The organism is Dawidia cretensis (assembly GCF_018598175.1).
Classification (GTDB): Bacteria; Bacteroidota; Bacteroidia; order Cytophagales; family Cyclobacteriaceae; genus Ohtaekwangia; species Ohtaekwangia cretensis.
Genome location: NZ_JAHESE010000018.1, coordinates 14,176 through 31,775 on the forward strand (window position 1 = coordinate 14,176; position 17,600 = coordinate 31,775).

14 protein-coding genes are annotated in these 17,600 nt (G+C 52.7%); 4 read left to right on the plus strand and 10 right to left on the minus strand.

All coding sequences use genetic code 11. The features are described from left to right. Nucleotides 1–30: 30 nt before the first annotated feature. The 3 genes from KK062_RS17050 to KK062_RS17060 all read right to left on the minus strand — a co-directional run bounded on the left by KK062_RS17050 (nt 31) and on the right by KK062_RS17060 (nt 5,298). The gene (locus tag KK062_RS17050) at nt 31–2,370 is read right to left on the minus strand and encodes a glycoside hydrolase family 3 N-terminal domain-containing protein (RefSeq protein WP_254085538.1); all 2,340 of its coding nucleotides are present in this window, start codon (nt 2,368–2,370) and stop codon (nt 31–33) included. Nucleotides 2,371–2,414: 44 nt separating this feature from the next. Beyond that, a complete protein-coding gene (locus KK062_RS17055) occupies nt 2,415–4,700 on the minus strand; it encodes a GH92 family glycosyl hydrolase (RefSeq protein WP_254085539.1) in 2,286 nt (761 codons plus the stop codon). Nucleotides 4,701–4,764: 64 nt separating this feature from the next. Continuing rightward, a complete protein-coding gene (locus KK062_RS17060) occupies nt 4,765–5,298 on the minus strand; it encodes a hypothetical protein (RefSeq protein WP_254085540.1) in 534 nt (177 codons plus the stop codon). Between the two features lie 99 nt (nt 5,299–5,397). On the opposite strand from KK062_RS17060, the gene KK062_RS17065 reads away from it, so the two are divergent. Further along, nucleotides 5,398–5,799: a DoxX family protein gene (locus tag KK062_RS17065; protein ID WP_254085541.1), complete on the plus strand. Its 402-nt coding sequence runs from the start codon at nt 5,398–5,400 to the stop codon at nt 5,797–5,799. Here the strand turns inward: KK062_RS17065 and fucP are convergent. The 7 genes from fucP to KK062_RS17100 all read right to left on the minus strand — a co-directional run bounded on the left by fucP (nt 5,786) and on the right by KK062_RS17100 (nt 13,672). Next, the gene (fucP, locus tag KK062_RS17070) at nt 5,786–7,060 is read right to left on the minus strand and encodes an L-fucose:H+ symporter permease (RefSeq protein ID WP_254085542.1); all 1,275 of its coding nucleotides are present in this window, start codon (nt 7,058–7,060) and stop codon (nt 5,786–5,788) included. The two genes, KK062_RS17065 and fucP, sit on opposite strands and share 14 nt — an antisense overlap. Nucleotides 7,061–7,304: 244 nt before the next feature. Then, a complete protein-coding gene (locus KK062_RS17075) occupies nt 7,305–7,727 on the minus strand; it encodes a helix-turn-helix domain-containing protein (protein ID WP_254085543.1) in 423 nt (140 codons plus the stop codon). A gap of 490 nt (nt 7,728–8,217) precedes the next feature. After that, the gene (locus KK062_RS17080) at nt 8,218–9,294 is read right to left on the minus strand and encodes a helix-turn-helix transcriptional regulator (protein ID WP_254085544.1); all 1,077 of its coding nucleotides are present in this window, start codon (nt 9,292–9,294) and stop codon (nt 8,218–8,220) included. Between the two features lie 247 nt (nt 9,295–9,541). Then, entirely contained in the window at nt 9,542–9,754 is a 213-nt protein-coding gene (locus KK062_RS17085; protein WP_254085545.1) for a helix-turn-helix domain-containing protein, read from the minus strand. Between the two features lie 672 nt (nt 9,755–10,426). After that, complete coding sequence (locus tag KK062_RS17090; RefSeq protein ID WP_254085546.1) at nt 10,427–11,641, minus strand: acetyltransferase domain-containing protein; 1,215 nt, start codon at nt 11,639–11,641, stop codon at nt 10,427–10,429. A gap of 86 nt (nt 11,642–11,727) precedes the next feature. Next, the gene (locus tag KK062_RS17095; protein ID WP_254085547.1) at nt 11,728–12,066 is read right to left on the minus strand and encodes a hypothetical protein; all 339 of its coding nucleotides are present in this window, start codon (nt 12,064–12,066) and stop codon (nt 11,728–11,730) included. Between the two features lie 286 nt (nt 12,067–12,352). Beyond that, nucleotides 12,353–13,672: a hypothetical protein gene (locus KK062_RS17100; RefSeq protein ID WP_254085548.1), complete on the minus strand. Its 1,320-nt coding sequence runs from the start codon at nt 13,670–13,672 to the stop codon at nt 12,353–12,355. A 479-nt stretch (nt 13,673–14,151) separates the two neighbouring features. Here KK062_RS17100 and KK062_RS17105 point away from each other — a divergent pair, with 479 nt between their 5' ends. The 3 genes from KK062_RS17105 to KK062_RS17115 all read left to right on the plus strand — a co-directional run bounded on the left by KK062_RS17105 (nt 14,152) and on the right by KK062_RS17115 (nt 17,591). After that, nucleotides 14,152–14,517 carry a DUF1987 domain-containing protein gene (locus tag KK062_RS17105; RefSeq protein ID WP_254085549.1) on the plus strand — a complete coding sequence of 122 codons (366 nt, stop codon included), beginning with the start codon at nt 14,152–14,154 and terminating at the stop codon, nt 14,515–14,517. A 156-nt stretch (nt 14,518–14,673) separates the two neighbouring features. Beyond that, nucleotides 14,674–15,000 carry a PadR family transcriptional regulator gene (locus KK062_RS17110; protein ID WP_254085550.1) on the plus strand — a complete coding sequence of 109 codons (327 nt, stop codon included), beginning with the start codon at nt 14,674–14,676 and terminating at the stop codon, nt 14,998–15,000. Beyond that, nucleotides 15,000–17,591, plus strand: coding sequence for an ABC transporter permease (locus KK062_RS17115; protein ID WP_254085551.1), 2,592 nt, complete (start codon nt 15,000–15,002; stop codon nt 17,589–17,591). Before KK062_RS17110 ends, KK062_RS17115 begins: the two co-directional genes overlap by 1 nt. Nucleotides 17,592–17,600: the final 9 nt, after the last annotated feature.

Here is a 17,600-nt window from a genome sequence, read left to right on the forward strand (position 1 = left end):
AGGGCTTCGGCCCCCGACAATCAATAGAAACTAGTTAGCAAACGCATGCGTTTTGCTCAGCTGGATTTTTGTTTTCAGCGTACCGATTGACACTTCGTAATCGCCGGCCTCTACGGTCCAGCGCAGGTCTTTATTGACAAATGCCAGGTCGCGGGCCTTCACGGTAAACGTTACCTTCTGGCTTTGGCCCGGGGTCAGCAGGATCTTGTCAAAACCACGCAGGCGTTTTACATCGGGCGTCATCGACGCATAAAGATCCGAAGTAAACAGCTGAATAACTTCTTTACCCGCGCGTGCGCCCGTATTCTTCACGGTAACAGAAACCGCAAACGACTCCTCCGGATTCAAAACGGTCTTGTCCACTTGCAGGTCGCTATACTCAAAGGTGGTATAGCTCAAGCCAAAGCCAAACGGGTATTGAATCGCGAAGTCCGACTCGTAGTCATACATGCCTTGCATCTTGTTCTGCTCTTCCGACGGTTTGTGGTCATACGTCACCAGCGTGTTGGCGTACATCGGGTAGGTATACGGCAGCTTGCCGCTGGGGTTTATTTCGCCGAAGAGAATGGCGGCCAATGCATCGCCGCCGAAGTTACCGGGCAGGTAGGTTTGCACCACGGCCTGGACATCTTTCTCAAAGGCGCTGATCAGCCGCGGGCGCCCTTCGTTCAATACCAGGATCACCGGCTTGCCCGTCTTTACCAGGGCTTGGGCCAGCGCCACCTGGTTGGCGGAAAGCGACAGATCGTGCAGGTCGCCGGGTTTCTCGGTATAGGAGTTTTCGCCCACGCACAAGATCACGTAGTCGACACCCGCCGCCGCTTGTACCGCCGCGTCGATGTTAACATCTTTCTCTTGCCAGTATTTGCCGTCGTCTTTATAGGAAACACCCGGAACAAACTTAACGGCATCGGAGCCGGCTTTCTTCTGCAGCGCTTCGAGCATGGTGTTATACCGATCGGCGAACTCGCTTACCTTTTCGCCTTGCCAGGAATACGACCAGCCGCCGTTCAGTGACCGCATCGAATTGGCATTGGGGCCGGTCACCAGCAGCTTCGCGCCTTTCTTTAAGGGCAGGACATTGCTGGTGTTCTTTAACAAGGTGATTGATTCTCCGGCAGCTTCGTATGCACTTTGCTCAAAGGCCTTGCTACCGAACTCCGGGTAATTTTTGAACGATGTGACCGGCGTCTTAAACAAGTCGAGCTCAAACTTCAGCGTCAGGATGCGGCGTACCGCATCGTCTATACGCGTCATCGGCACCTGGCCTTCTTTGACGAGCTCCACCAGGTAGTCGCAGAAACGGAAGTTATAGGGAATCATCGACATGTCGACGCCTGCGTTGATGGCCAGCTTTACAGCCTCTTTGGGAGTAGCCGCCACTTTGTCGCGCTCGTGCAGGTTGTCGATATCTTTCCAGTCGGTCACCACTACGCCTTTAAAACCAAGCTCTTCCTTGAGCAGCTTGGTGAGAATGTCGTGGTTAGCGTGCACGGAAATACCATTGATGATACCGGAGTTGACCATGATCGACCTGGCGCCGGCATCGATGGCCGCTTTAAACGACGGCAGGTGACGTTCGCGCAGCTCTGTCTCGGGAATAAAGGCCGGCGTGCGGTCTTTGCCCGACTGCGGCACCTGGTAGCCCAGGAAGTGTTTCAGGCAAGAGGCCACGCGGCGGTTACCGGCTACGTTGTTGTCGTCGCCTTCCAGGCCGTCGACCATCTCTTTGCCGAGGGCCGACACCAGGTATACATCTTCGCCAAAGGTTTCCCACAAACGCGGAAAGCGCGCGTCGCGGCCCATGTCCAGTACCGGCGCAAACGCCCACGGAATGGACGAGGCCCGGGTTTCATAGGCACAGATCTCCGCGCCCCGACGCACCAGCGCACGGTTCCACATCGCGGCCTGGCCTATTTGCTGAGGGAAGAACGTAGCACCCGCGGTATACGTCGCGCCGTGCACCGCGTCGATGCCATACAGCAGGGGTATTTTCAGCCGTGTTTCTTTTGTGGCTACATTTTGCAGCTGGCTGATGATCTCATACCACTTCTCCGGCGTACGCGCCCGGTTGTTGGCGGTGTTTAATACAGACCCTACGTGATACTGCACCAGCGCCTTTTTCACCAGGGCGGGGTCGAGCTGTAGCGGCTCGTCGCTGACGTATTCATTGGGACCTTTGGTAATCACATCGAGGGTAACTTGTGCCATTTGGCCGACTTTTTCCTCTACCGTCATCTTCGCCAGGAGTGCTTCTACCTGGTCCTGGAGGGTGAGTGGTCGAACGGGGGCTTGCGCCTGGAGCACAAACAAAAGCATCACCGAAAGACCGGTGATGCTGAGCATTTTTCGCTTACTGTACAAATACATGTTGGGTGTTGATTGGGGATTGATCGGTTAATTAAAAAAACTACTTACTCTGTCGCAGGCCGCGTCGCTGTCATGGTAAACTCCAGCGTGCCGCCTTTGACAATATCTTCATGGGTTATAAACGGTGTGGTGAGTGCCTGGCCATTGAGGGTAATCTGGCTGGCGTATTTGTTGGCCGGGCCGTTGTTTACAGCACGGATGGTAAAGGGCTTGCCGCCTTCTGTGTGCAGCGTTACCTCATCGAATAACGGACGCCCCAGGGTATAGCGCGGGTCACCCGGCGCAACCTGGTAAATGCCCATGGCGCTCATGACATACCAGGCCGACATCGCTCCGCAGTCTTCGTTGCCCGACAGGCCATTTTCGTTATTGAAATATAGCGTGGTTAGGATCTTATCCACCAGCTCCTGCGTCTTCCACGGTTGGCCTACATAATTATAGAAGTAGGTAATGTGGTGGCTTGGCTCGTTGCCGTGCGCATACTGGCCGATAAGACCGGAGATATCATCCGACTTATGTTCACCTTCAATCTCCGACGTAATCGAGAACAGGCTGTCCAGCTTTTTGATAAAGAGCTCCTTGCCGCCCTGCAGCGCAACAAGTCCCTCGACATCGTGGGGCACAAACCACGACCACTGCCACGCATTGCCTTCTACATATTCGCTCTTGCCGTGGTGGGAGAATCGCGGGCTGAACGGCGTCTTCCATGACTTGTCGGAGTTCACGCCACGCATAAAGCCGGTGCTCTTGTCGAAGTATTTCGCATAGCGTTTACCGCGCTCCGTATATTTTTCATAGTCGGCCGTTTTGCCCAGCGCTTTGGCCATTTGGGCAATACACCAGTCGTTGTACGCATACTCCAACGCCTTTGCCACTGACTCGTTCTCTTTGTCACACGGTATAAAGCCGAGTGTCTCGTTATAATATTTTGCCAGCGGCATGACCGCTCGCTGCACGTCTTTGCCGGGGAAGAAGACACCCGTGGTGTCATACGTCGAGGCTTGTACAATGGCGGCATACGCTTTCTCGGCATCGAAGTTGCGATATCCTTTCATGTAGGCGTCGACGATCACCGGCACCGCGTGGTAGCCGATCATCGTGCCCGTCTCGTTCGACGATAGTTCCCACATGGCCAGCGTACCGCTCTCGTCGTACTTCTGTAACAGGGCGCGAACCCATGCCTCGTTGCGTGGACCATTCACGAGTGTCATCAACGGATGGAATGCACGGAAGGTATCCCATAGCGAAAAGACAGTGTGGTCTTCCTGGCCCGCAGGGGCCTGGTGAAGCTTCCGGTCCATGCCGCGGTAACGGCCGTCGACGTCGGTATATATATTGGGGCTAATGGCGGTGTGGTACAGCGCGGTATAAAAGATCTTGCGTTGATCGTTGGTGCCGCCTTTTATGTCAATGCGGTTGAGCCATTCCTCCCACTGTTGACGGGCGTTGTCTTTCACCGCGTCGAAGTCCCAGTCGGCAATCTCTTTCATTACGTTGTTCTTAGCACCCTCGTAGTCTACGGCGGAGATGCCCACTTTGACGAGCAGCGGCTTGCCGGCAAGCTTATTAAAGTGCAGCAGGGTTTTGATAGCCTGCGTGGGAAGGTCATCTATCCCTCCGGGCGGCAGCGGCTCCGTAATGATTTCCATCTCGAATGGCTCTGAAAAGACAGCATGAAAATATACACGCTGCTCTTTCGCCCAACCGCGGGTGATCTTGACGCCGCGCAGCTCGTGGTCATTGACCTTTATAACGCGGTTGAGAAGGTTCTGTTGTGTTTGCAGATGATGGCTGATGTCGATCATCACACCCGGTGTGCTGTCAGCGGGAAAGGTATAGCGGTGCATACCGGCATGGGCGGTGGCCGTCAATTCAGCTTTCACCCCATAGTCGGCCAGTTGCACAGTATAGTACCCGGGGGTTGCGCTTTCGGAGCCGGTGGTCTTAAATGATCGGTAGCCCGGCTTCGTCGCATTGCCTTGCTCCAGGAGGTAGTCGTTATTGCCCGTAAGGGGCTGGAAGAGTATATCGCCGTAGTCGCCAATGCCCGTGCCGCTTAGGTGCGTGTGCGAGAAACCCAGGATCACACTGTCCGAAGCATGATAACCGGAGCAGGCATCCCATCCCTGCAGGCGCGTGTCGGGGCTAAGCTGTACCATACCGTACGGCACCGTGGCCCCGGGAAAGGTATGTCCATGACCCCCCGTGCCGATGAACGGATTGACCAGGTCGGTTTTTTGCACGACGACGGCCGACGGCGGCGTGTCTTTGGTGCTGCAGGCAGACAAGGCCGCGGCACACGCAAACATTGCTACGATTCTTCTATACATGGCTATTGTGATTTTTACAGAATAAAAAAAACAGCCGGCCACGGAAAGGGGCCGGCTGTTGTGATTAATGTGCCAGCTTGGCCGCCAGCAGATCGTACAGCTGTTTTTCTTCCGCAGGCTTCTTCCCTGCGTAGAAGTTCGTCGCCGGTGTTTTTACCGACTGCTGGAAGAACGAAAAGTACTGGGGGCCTTGCGGGTATACCAGCTTCACACGAAGCACAGGTACCTCCGCCCACTTCACCATAATCTGACCGGAGTCCGGCAGTTTGTTGACCAGCGTAGCAATCTCCGTCAGGGTTGCCGCGTCGGTGATTTCCACCGTCTTCTGCGGTGCTTCGTTCGCACCTTCTGCCGAGATGGAAGCATATTGTTCCAATACAATCTTCTCGGGGGTTGCAACCTTAAAGGTGGTCACATACGCCAGGGCCGTCACCGCGGTGGTGTCAGCTTTAGCATCGGGCACAGCCTCGGGTGCGGTAGCATCGGCCGGCACAGTAGCCGTCGTATCGGCCGAAGCCGCTTCGTTTTTGGTACCACCGCCACAGGCGGCCAGCATCAATGCCACCAGGGCACCGGGAAATAATTTGGTAAGCGTCATGATCTGTTGCATTTTTTGCGGTCCAAATGTAATGAAATACCGCAACCTGCCTACCCCGCCCATTGCCAGCGGGCATAGTAATTTATGCCTCCTACAGGTATGAAAGCCTTACTGTGGACCTTACAGATCACCGTAGCCGTTATTTTATTGGTATCGGGCTACACGAAACTTTTCCTGCCGCACGAGCAGGTGGCGGAAGCCGCCGAATGGACGGGGGCCTACACGGAAGTGTTTGTGCGCTACATCGGTATGATCGACATCCTGGGTGGCCTCGGCCTGATCCTGCCGGGCCTGCTGGGCATCTATCCCCGCATTACGGGGTATACCGCCATCGGCATAGCCGTGCTCATGATCGCGGCCATGGTGTTACACATCGACCGCTATGAGTTCGGCGCCATCTGGGTAAATATCTTTATCCTGATTGCCAGCGGCGTCATCGCCTATGGGCGGTTGTGGCATGCACCCACCAGCGCTCCGCGGCGTCATGCTACTCCACTTTAGAGAAGCGTGCGCCGAAGAAGAAGATCACGATATAGCAGATGATCGGCAGATAATAGGACACCGCCACATCGTGGTCGGCAATCAATCCCATCAGCGGTGGGAACAACGCACCGCCTACTACACCCATCACGATAAACGATGCACCGCGCTCGGTATGTTTGCCCAGGTTCTTGAGCCCCAGGCTGAAGATGGTCGGGAACATGATGCTCATGAAGAAATTCATCATCATCAATGCGCCGAAGGAAATCCAGCCTGCGCTCTGCGCTACAATCACCGCCATGATAATATTACCGACCGCCGCGGCAGCCAACAATCTGTTCGGCGTGATATACCGCATGAGGAATACGCCGATGAAACGACCGATCATCATCAAAAACATGCTCAGGCCAAAGAAGTATGCGGCACGTTCGTCTGTCATACCGGGCATCTTCTCTGCACCGTATACAATAAAGAATGCCCAGGTTCCCCCTTGCGCTGCCACGTTGAAGAATTGTGCGATGACCGCCCATACAAAGTGTTTGTGTTGAAACAGTGTCTTGCTCGAGCGCTGAATATGACGCAGGTCTTCCGCACCGTCTGCTTCGGCATGCGGATCCGCCAGCGGCGGTACTTTTACGAGGGAGAACGAGAACGCTACTAGCAGAATGATCGCGCCGATGATGGCATAGAGTACTTTGACCGATGTCAGGTCGTTTAGCTCTCCATGGCCTACACGCAGAATGAAGTACCCTCCGATAAAGGGACCGATGATGGCACCGACGCCGTTGAACGCCTGTGCAAAATTGATACGCTGATCGCTTGTGCGCTGGTCGCCAAGGGCGGCCATGAACGGGTGGGCTACTGTTTCGAGTGTTGCCAGGCCACAGGCCAGCACAAACAATGCACCGCGGAAGGCTGCAAACGACTCGGCGTTGGCAGACGGTATAAAGAGAAATGCCCCGATGGCATACAGCGCCAGGCCCAACAACACGCCGTTCTTATAACCAAAGCGTTTCATGAAAAGGCCGGCGGGGATTCCCATGACGGCATACGCGCCAAAGATCGAGAACTGTACCAGGCCCGACTCGGCCTTGGAAATATGCAATACCTTTTGGAAGTGGCGATTCAATACATCGCCCATGGTGATGGCGATGCCCCACAACATAAAGAGGGATGTGACGAAAATAAAAACAACCAGATATTCCTTCTTGGTAAAAGCCGGCTTCGCCGAAGTCGTACCCGCGTTGTCCGGGCGTTGGGATGCTACGTCCACTGTCTCCATGTTGATGTTTAGGGTTTGGCAAAAGACCGCTCTTTCGTGCAAACGGCAGAGCTGGCAATCGTTTGAAACGCCTAAATTATTGTTTATATCGGTTTCAACCGCATTTTCTTCCGAAATAACGCAATCGTTTACACGAAAATTGGGTTTTCGATGCCAGAAGGTTTTAAACCGTAAAAGAAGAAAGGAGTGGAATGGTATCTGGCGCATGGAGCCTGTCTCCAGGCTGGCGTGGACAGCGGTAATGTTATCTACGCCGGCCTATCCGCCGCACAGCAGTCTCTCCAGTCACGCGCTCTGCAGAAGATTTCCCCGCCATCCTCTTCAGAAGCCCCGAAACCGCATGCGCACTGGCAAACCCCACCGCCACACAAGCCTGCTTAACAGACACCCCCTTCCGCAACAACTTCCTCGCGGCAATGATGCGCACTGCCACGAGATACTGATGCGGCGTGCGTCCATAGACAGCTTTGAACAGCCGGATGAAATGAAACCTGGAGTTGAACGTCTTGCCTGCAATATCATTCAAGTCGATGGCAGCAAAAAAGTGACGATCAATAAACGCCTTCGCTTGCACGATCTGCCGGATCACCGCGTCATCCGGATAGACCTCGGCGCGAATCTTTAGTATCTGTTGATGATAGAAGGTTGTGGTTGGCGCTGCCTGCATACACTATTGCTGCTTCTATACTACTGATTTATACAACTCTGATCCTCAGCACAGGAGACGATGCCCGGTTTATTTAATTGGAGCCCGTCGAAATGCACTTTTACCGACAACGACCAGGCATCGAGCCTGTGCTTGAGAATAAGAGCAATGTTTTTGTCGTTTGAGATTCGTATTGAAGGTATACTTGTGATGACCTCCAGACGAGATTCTCAAATATACGGATATAGACGTTAGCAAGTCTGTTAACAAACCATTATAAATCGAAAAATTTACTGTGAACCTTATTTTTCAGAGGGGAAATTCCGTTCAACGAATCGTTAACGTCGGTGAACAACAGAATGTATACCTGAAAAATCAGGTATTCAACATTTCCCCAATCCTACACACAACGTCCCGGCACAGCGTGCTTACTACCCTGGAAAAGGTAGATAAGTAGAGGAAAATTTACCCCATCAATAAAAAGGACATAGGGCTTTTACACCGGCCGTGTTTAGAAAGCGGTACCACGCTTCCTAAACGGGCCAGGTCTGGGTTTCTCATCTCCCGGACCAATTTCGACCGGTAGCATGTTGAACTTCTTTTTGAACGCGGTCATAAAGTTCTTGGCATATTTATAGCCCACCTCTTCGGCTACTTCCTCTACTGTCATGGTACCTTGCATCAACAGTTGGCGTGCATGCTCCATGCGCAGGTCGAGCAGATAGGAAAAGATCGTGGTGCCAAACAATTCACGAAAACCTTTCTTGAGCTTAAATTCATTGAGCCCTACCTGGCGGGCCAGCTCACGCAACGAATGTTGATGCGTAAGGTGTTGCTCCACCACGCGTTTGACTTCATAGAGTTTGTCGACGTCGTCGAGCCGCACGGTCAGGCTCTTGAACGGTTTTTCCGGCGTGATCTGTTTCAGCAACAGTACGAGCAGGTCGAGCACCTTACTCTCCAGCAACATCCGTTTGAGCAGCCCACTGTACCGGCAGGTACGGATCTTATACAGCACAATCTTCATGGACGGCGTCAGGGCCATGGTATATACCTGACGGACAGCAGCACCTTGTGTCATGAGCCAGTCTGCGAGTGTGCCCGCAAAGGGCGCAATGACCTGCTGCATAAAAGACTCCGACAACAAGATGGTCACGATGGAGTAGCCGGCCTGGTGGCGCATGATCTGAATGGGTCGTACGGTATACGATCGGTAGAAATAACAGATGTCATGCTCCGGAAAAAAGGTAAGCTCGTACATGGCCGGCGTCGTATAGGCACGCAGGTGTACGGGGTGGGGAAAGAGCACCTCACCACTCACGATGTGCACGCCGCGAAACCGCGTATGTACGGCATTCACCTCCAGGAACGGATGCCGGATCACTAATTCGCTTTCTTCCACGATACGCTCGAGCGTGGGATCACCGGCGTATTGCTGCTCCCAGATAACGTCTCGGTGCGGGTGCCCGGAAAGTTGTATACGCAATGCATTCACAGAAAAATGATTCAACGTAGTTAAAGAGTATACACGACGCGTTGTGCGAGACAGCTCCCGCACGATGGCGTTGTTAAAAAATATTGCGTGCATACTTATTGCATGGTAAACCGATACTTTTGCCCTGTTTAATATACTTTACTATTCACGCCAGTATATGGGTAAACATTCCCCCCACGAAGAAGAGCAGGAAGCAACTCAGGACGAAATACGGAGTGTGGCAATGACTGCGGCGGTTCTAATGACGCTGATACTCGCCGTCGTCGGTTTGCTGGCTACAGTCATCTGGGGCATCACGCGGCTCTTCTAAAGAACCGCGCGCATACCCACTACCCTTGCACTATCGCAAGGTAAAATTGTTATCGTACCGGTAACATTTGCGGCTTTTATCAAAGCCGATCTCCGCGCCCATGTCGCGCAGCTTTTGCAGGTCATTAAAGAATGTGCGGCGGGATATACCCATTTTCGAAGCGATGAAGTCGGCTGTGCCACTACCGCTATGAATATAATAATCGACGCGCTTCAATCTTTTGAGTTGTTCTGTAAAATTCATAAGCTTCTATAGATACAATTGGGAAAACACGGCGATTTTATATGTTGCAGGTCGCTCCACTGGCTGCCAAACGGATTAATATTTCTGCTAAAGGGATTAATCCCCTCTGGCTAAAAATAATGACAAATGCCGGTAAAACTTACACTCCGGCCACGTTTATTATGACACGCCTATACCCGTATTTAACCATTTATACCATCTATACCGACGCATGCAGTATAAAATATCTATACACACCGGCCATTCTTACTTCCGGAGATCGCCTGCCGACCATCTTCGAAATTCATAATACTGCCTTTGGTCCTGTTACAGCCCAGCCCAGGAGTTCCCGTCATCTTCATATGAAGACGACAAACACTATGCAAAAGCAAAAAGTATGGTTTATTGCCCGGTGCCGTGCTTGCCACCGGTAACATGTGCTGGTGAACAACGTCGGCTATGGATTACTCAGTGCCGTCGAAGAAGCGGCGGATGAAGAAGTACGCAAGAACTATGATGCCAACGTATTCGGCCTCCTCAACGTCACCTGTACTGCTTATGCCAGCAGCATGCCGGACATATCATTAACATCTCATCCATCGAGGGGGGTGAGTGGTTATGAGGAATGATCCGTGCAGGCGGGCGCAAGCCATTATCCGCCTGGCGGAAGCAGAAGAGCCGCGACCTTAACGGCTACAGGTAGCTGAGCCACCACTGGTCTTTGTGCGTTGTTTTATACCGGTCGTACCACAGGCATAGCGGGAACAGTGCCAGTACAACGCCGATCCATACCAGGTAGGTAACACCCAGCGAGAAGCCGTAGCCCTTCAGGTTGGGCGAGTCGGTTACCCAGGTAGTAAAGATCATGTCGGAGAAATCATAGCCTGTAGCCAGCGCGGCGGCAACGGCCAGCAGGTGGATGAGATACAAATGCAGGATATAGTAGAACATCGGCACCCGACCCAATGCAATCGTATACTGTGCCACGCGACCTTTATATTTCTCGGCAAATGCTAAAAAGAGCATGGCCGGACCGAGGGTTGCCAGTATATATAACAATGACGGCGGATACTTGGCCACGTTCATAAACGACAGGAACGTGTGCAGGCCGTCGGCTTGGGGCGTCCATGGCACAGGGTCACCATAGACATTGGTCCACCGCAGTACGACAAACAATGCGATGGCGGCTATGCCGGCCGTTACCAGTAGGCGATGGCGCTTGTTGGCGTCCGCCCCTGCCTGGAATTGCGTACCGAGGCCATAGCCCAGCAGCATGATGCCGATCCAGGGAATGACAGGATAGCCGATATACAGGAAGAATGCGGGGAAAGCAAAGCCGCGTGCTTCGTGTAACAATGCCCAACCCACAGCGTCGGCGCCTTCACCGGCCACGTGTACCACGTCGAGGGCGTTGTGGCCGACGATCAGGATGATACCGGCAGCAATTATAGCCCGCAAGGGCAGGTGAATAAACGCGGCCAGCGAAATCATGCCGATCGCCAGTGCCCAAATGACCGTGCACAGGATCAGCTGGAAGTGTACATTAAAGAGCCACGCGAAGTTGATGATGGTGACCTCCAGTACGATCAGCCACAAGCCGCGTTTGAGCAGGAAGGCCGAGAGCTCGCCTTTACCGCGACGGCTGCCCACCAGAAATGCGGAAGTACCGGCAAGGAAAACAAAGACGGGCGCACAGAAGTGGGTGATCCAGCGCGTGAAAAACACCACACCATCCGTTTTGCTGATGTCGACAGGGTTATACAGAAACGCGTCGGCATGAAAGTAGTCACGCACGTGATCCAGGGCCATGAGGATCATGACAAGGCCACGCAACAGGTCTATCGATTCGATACGGGAGGCGCGGCCAGTCAACGGAACGGCGGCGACAGAAGCGGAACGGGTAATCACAGGAGTCAGGTCGTTAAGAAATAAGGGGCGAAACTACCCGTTCAAACGGCTTCCGGCCAACCCGGTTCCTGCTTTTTCGAGAAAATTTATGGATGCTCGACCAGGCAGTTGATCTTCACCAACTTACCGGCCATACACGCGGTCATACCGTCTGCTGCTTCATAGGTAATGGTCACTTTTTTACCGGCCCCGAAGATGAAATTGCTTAGCGGGTCGCCCGTAGTACCTTCCGCGGGGATCTGCGGCAGCAGGCGCGCGCCGTCGCTCAGCTCAAAAACATACTTGCATCCGTCCAGTCCCTCCAGGTCTACAACGGTTGCATCGACCCCGCCTTCACAGGCAGAAGCAGAGGTTTGTTGTTTACAAGCGGTAAAAGTGAAGGCAGCCACAAAAAGTGTTGCTACAGCGGTGCGAATCAAAGTCATGCGTTCGGATGTTAGTTGGCCTTTTAGACACCTTGCCTGGTGGAAAGGTTGGAACGCTCTTAGTCAGGCTGAAGTGACAAGACCATTTCCTTCCAGTCTTTTTTTGAGACGGTAGGCATTCATCATACCACTGCCTGTCCCCGTGCTCAGGGCAATCTACTCCGTATATCCCGCTACGTCGTCGTACGCACCGAAAATAGTTCAGTGTATTTTTATTTCGATCGGGTATGCCTCAGCGCCGGATCGACAATGAGCGGGTGTTATCCGAAACCGGAGAATTTGGCTATTACTTTAACGGAAGGCTTAACGACTTCATATTTACCGGCGATCGGTAGAGCTCCATGTTGTCATGGCTGCGTTTTGCTCCTTGCTCGATCCAGTCAGTATAACGAGCGGCGGCCTCATACGAAAATCCCGATATCGTGTACGCTGCAAATTTTGACGAGAGGTCGCCGACCTCCAGCGCATCGGTGATAAGTGCCGGTAGTTCAGGCAGGGTAACCTGCCGGGAGGCACCAGGCTCGGCATATACAAACCACCAGTGATCATTTGCTCCCTGCTTGTACTCAAAACCCACCGAGATCGTGGTGAGGTCTGACGCTGTCGATAACGTCACAGCATTGTTCTCCTTGTGCGCTACGGAAAGACCGATATCCAACAACTCGACATCATAGGCCGCATGTGTGTTGATCGCCTGATGGCGAAAGTCGGGGCCTGACAGCCACGTACTCGACATAAACTGTACAAACTTGTCCTCCGGCGGTATATATGATGTCACTGTAGCGCTGTTTTCGGAACGTGAATCGCCCAGATAAACCCGCTGGTCAAATTGGTTCGCTTTCAGCATGCCAAACAACGAGATCTGGGCCGACTGAGTAGAAGCCGGCAGAGACAAATCTTTTCCCGTCATGACGCCGGTTAAATCTTTTTCGTCTATCTCCAGGGTCTGGCCCGTAACAACGTTGTCGTAGAGCTTATAGTGGGGATCGACAATCGGCGGCGTTTGTTCACGAACAAAAAGAATGGACGGGCTTACACGTAAAGCAATTGGTGTAGTGATCGGAAATTCCGGGTTCCCCGGCCAGACATACGCCCAATAGACATCGCTGCTAAAAATATACTGAGTCGCCGGCTCACCCTGCGTTTCGTCACGCAGGATGACGTCCACTTTGCCGGCCGGAGGAGTAGCTACACCCGATTTTCCATAGCCCTCCGCCGGCCAGGATGTGCCACGCGGCAGCCGCGTATAGGATGTTGCCCGCATCACGTATTGATCCGTGTCTGAATCCCGCTCGATATATACTTCCGTGAGTGTGACCTCACCGCCGTCAAAAGGTTTATCGGGAATCAGCTCAAGCGTCTCGTTCGGATGAAATTCTCTCGCCGTCAGGACATTACCCTGCGCATCCGAGGCAAAAACAAACCCTTGTATGGTGCCTTTTTCGAAGTTATAGACGACGAATCGATCATGCTCTTGCGGCACCCTGAACGAAGCCAGTCTGTCGCGCGTGCCTTTCGGGCCGTCGTCATCACTACAGGAAGTTGATAAAAACGCGCACAGCGAGAGGATGGCGCCTACACGCAAGAGAGAGGATCTGGATAGCATATATACTTACGAATGGTTACGGAGCACGATACACCCATCACGTAAGCCCGCAACACGCGCTTTACCCCAGGATGGTTTGTATTTCTTAAATATACAAATCCCACCGGAATAAATGTATGCGGTGGTCTCCGACGTTTTTTGTCTCTGGTAATTCTGCAAAACTCCTGCATCTCATTGCGGTGATGTGCCAGGCGGTCGGATTTTGAGTTATAGCGTCGAAAAAAGCTCCCAATGGCGCACCGCACTTTTACAACGAACGTGATCTTCATGGGCCGCTCGAGAAGTAAAACTTTTCACCGAAAATTAGCATGCGCAGTTTCCAAACATTTTGCATATTTCCACCGGAATTAAAACAAAGCCGTAGATACCACGTGGGCCGGCAGCGACGTTATCCATCACGATTCGTCCTTTTCCAGAGTACAGTATTGCGATGGGATTCAGTGGGAAGAGTATATACGAAAGACATACCGTACAGCATTATGAACACACTATACCTGACTGAGACACAGGATACACCCCAGGTGACCTTAAACAAAAATGATGGCGTTTTTGAACTGGTGGGCCGTTCACTGCCGGAAGATTCGGTTGAATTTTATGCCCCCGTTTTGCAGTGGATCCGCGACTACGCCAAGGCTCCCAACCCCGTCACAGCCTTTCATTTTAAACTCGAATATTTTAACACTTCTTCGTCCAAGCTTATCCTGGACCTGCTCCACGAGCTAAAACACATCAAAAATATTACCGTGTTCTGGCACTACCATCAAGAAGACGAGTCGATGGACGAAGCAGGCCACGAATATGCCGAGCAGGTAGAAATACCGTTCGAGTTTAAGGTGCTACAATAACGGACAGTTTTTCTCCACACCACAGGCCGCCACACGGCCTTTTTTTATTTCTAAATGCTTCTGATTCAGCAGCTTTAAACGAAATTCATCATTTACTTAACAAAACTAAAACTAATACATTACTTTTACGTTCGTTAAGGTAATTAAGACCGGAATATGAGTAATCAATCACTCGGCGAATTTGAGGAATTGGTGTTGCTGATGGTGGCGGCGCTTCACGATGAAGCGTACGGCGTTTCAATCCTGGAAAATCTGGAAGGGAAGCTTTCAAAGAAGCTCAACATCAGCGCGGTGCACGTGGCCTTGAAGCGAATTGAAGACAAAGGATTTGTCAAGTCGCGTTTTGGCGGCATCACCAACGACCGCGGCGGCCGGCGTAAGAAGTTTTACGTGATCACCGCCCTGGGCAAACGGATGTTGGATGATCAGTATGCCCTGCGTACGGCCATTTATCAGCAGATTCCGAAAATATCCTTTAGCTGATGAAGCTGCACCCGCCTCAACGGCCTTTGAAATTTCTGCGCTGGTTTTGCCGCGAAGATTATTTGGAGGAGATCGAGGGCGACCTTATCGAGGTGTTCGAAAAACAGGCCGCCAACTCGCGCCGTCACGCGCGGCGCATCTTTACATGGAGTGTATTGCGGTATTTCCGACCCCGGTTTATTAAAAATTTCCGACCACTTTACGCTACCAACGCCATGTCTATCCTACGACACAACCTCCTGATCACACTCCGCGGCTTCAGTCGGCACAAAAGCTCTTTCCTGATCAACCTCACGGGCCTCTCCACGGGTCTGGCATGCGTCCTTTTAATCTACCTCTGGGTAAATGACGAGCTGCACGTAAACCAGTTCCACGAAAACAAAGCCCGCCTCTATAAAGTACTCGAAAACCGCGTGCAAGCCGACCGTATCTGGACGGCCGAAAGCTCGTCTGGTCCTACTGCCGATGCCCTGGTAGCGGATATGCCCGAGGTGGAATACGCAGTAACCACCACCCACAACGATGTTCACACCATGTCCGTCGACGAGCGTCCTGTCAAAGCCCCTGGCCTCTATGCGGGGAAAGATTATTTTAACGCCTTTACCTTCCACGTGTTGCACGGACGAAAAAGCAACCTGCTGAAAGAAAAAAATAACATCGTGTTGTCGGAATCGCTTGCGCGGAAGCTGTTTAACCGCGCGGACGAGACTGTGGTAGGAAAGACCGTCGAGCTCGACCACGCCAGACAATATATTATTTCGGGTATATATGAAGATCAGCCCCATCTGGCCACAGAAAAACCAGACTTTGTACGATCGTTTGAAGAGTTTCGCGCCGACCATCCTGACTGGGTCTCTACCTGGTTTAGCACAGGCGCGAACACGTATGTGATGTTGAAAGAAGGCGTCGATGTTAATGCCTTTAATGCTAAGATCGCCACGTATGTGCAGAAAAAGACTAACGGTGAGGTTAAACACCGTACCATGTTCCTGAAACTTTATACCGAAAAATACTTGTATGGCCACTATGAGAACGGCGTCGAGGCTGGTGGGCGTATCACATACGTCAGGCTCTTCTCGGCCATTGCGATCTTTATACTCGTTATCGCCTGTATCAACTTCATGAACTTATCCACCGCACGGGCCGCGCGCAGGCTGAAAGAGATCGGCATTAAAAAAGCGATTGGCGCCCGTCGGAATACGCTCGTGTGGCAGCACCTGGGCGAATCCATGTTGCTAAGCCTGGTGTCCATGCTAATAGCCATTGGGTTGGTTGTGTTGCTGCTGCCCTACTTTAACGTCATTACTGAAAAACAGCTCACATTGCCATTCAACCTCGTCTTTATAGGGCAAATGCTGGGTGTTGTTGTCTTCACCGGTCTGCTGGCCGGCAGTTACCCGGCGCTGTATTTATCGGGCTTCCATCCGGCGGCAATCCTGAAGGGCAAGCTCACCAGCGCCACGGGCGAGCTGTGGGTACGGCAGGGGTTAGTGGTTTTTCAGTTCACGTGCTCGGTAGTGTTTATAGTTGCTGTGATCGTGGTGTATCGGCAGACCCAATATATCCAATCGCGCAGCCTGGGTTATTCAAAAAACAATATGATTGTTTTTGAGCGCGAAGGGAAGATCATAGAGGGCCAAAACCTGGAATCCTTCCTGGCCGCCTTGCGCGATGTACCAGGCGTAGTGAATGCCTCCGCCACGTCCGCTACGCTGACCGGCCACGTCAGTGGCACCTCGGGTATAGCATGGGAAGGCAAAGACCCCAATGACCGAACAGAGTTTGAGAATGTGACGGTAGCCTACGATATGTTGGAAACACTGGGCTTCCAGATCTCAGAAGGACGTTCGTTCTCGCGCGACTTCCCCTCGGACACCGCCCACATCATCTTCAACGAGGCCGCTATTGCTTTTATGGGATTAAAAGATCCGATTGGCAAAGTGATCAAGCTTTGGGGCGAGGACATGGAAATTGTGGGAGTAGCCAAAAACTTTCACTTCGAATCGCTGCACGAAAATGTGCGGCCGCTGTTCTTCCGGCTGAACCCGGAAAACACATCGCGCATCATGGCCAGGATCGAGCCCGGCCAGGAGCAGGCAACGGTTCAGCGCCTGCAACAATTCTATGAAACGTATAACCCGGGCTTCACCTTCGACTTCCGTTTTCTGGATGCCGACTATCAAGGCCAATACCGCGCCGAGCAGCGGGTAGCCGTTCTCTCGCGCTACTTTGCCTGCCTGGCCATCCTGATCTCCTGTTTGGGGCTGTTTGGCCTGACAGCGTTCACGTTAGAGCGTCGCGAAAAAGAGATCGGCATTCGCAAGGTGCTGGGCTCTGGCGAGCTGCGGATTGTACTGCTGCTCTCGCGCGACATTACGAAAATGGTCTTACTGGCCATTGTCCTGGCGCTGCCGCTAAGCTATTACCTCACAAATTCCTGGCTTAGCTCCTTTGCGTTCCGCATCGACCTGAATGCAGCATACTTCATTCTCTCCGGCGTGGTGGCGTTGGCCATTACATGGATCACGGTGGGCGTCCAGGCGCTTCGCGCGGCCAGGCTCAACCCGGTACAGGCGTTGAAGCGCGAGTAACGTGCGGCA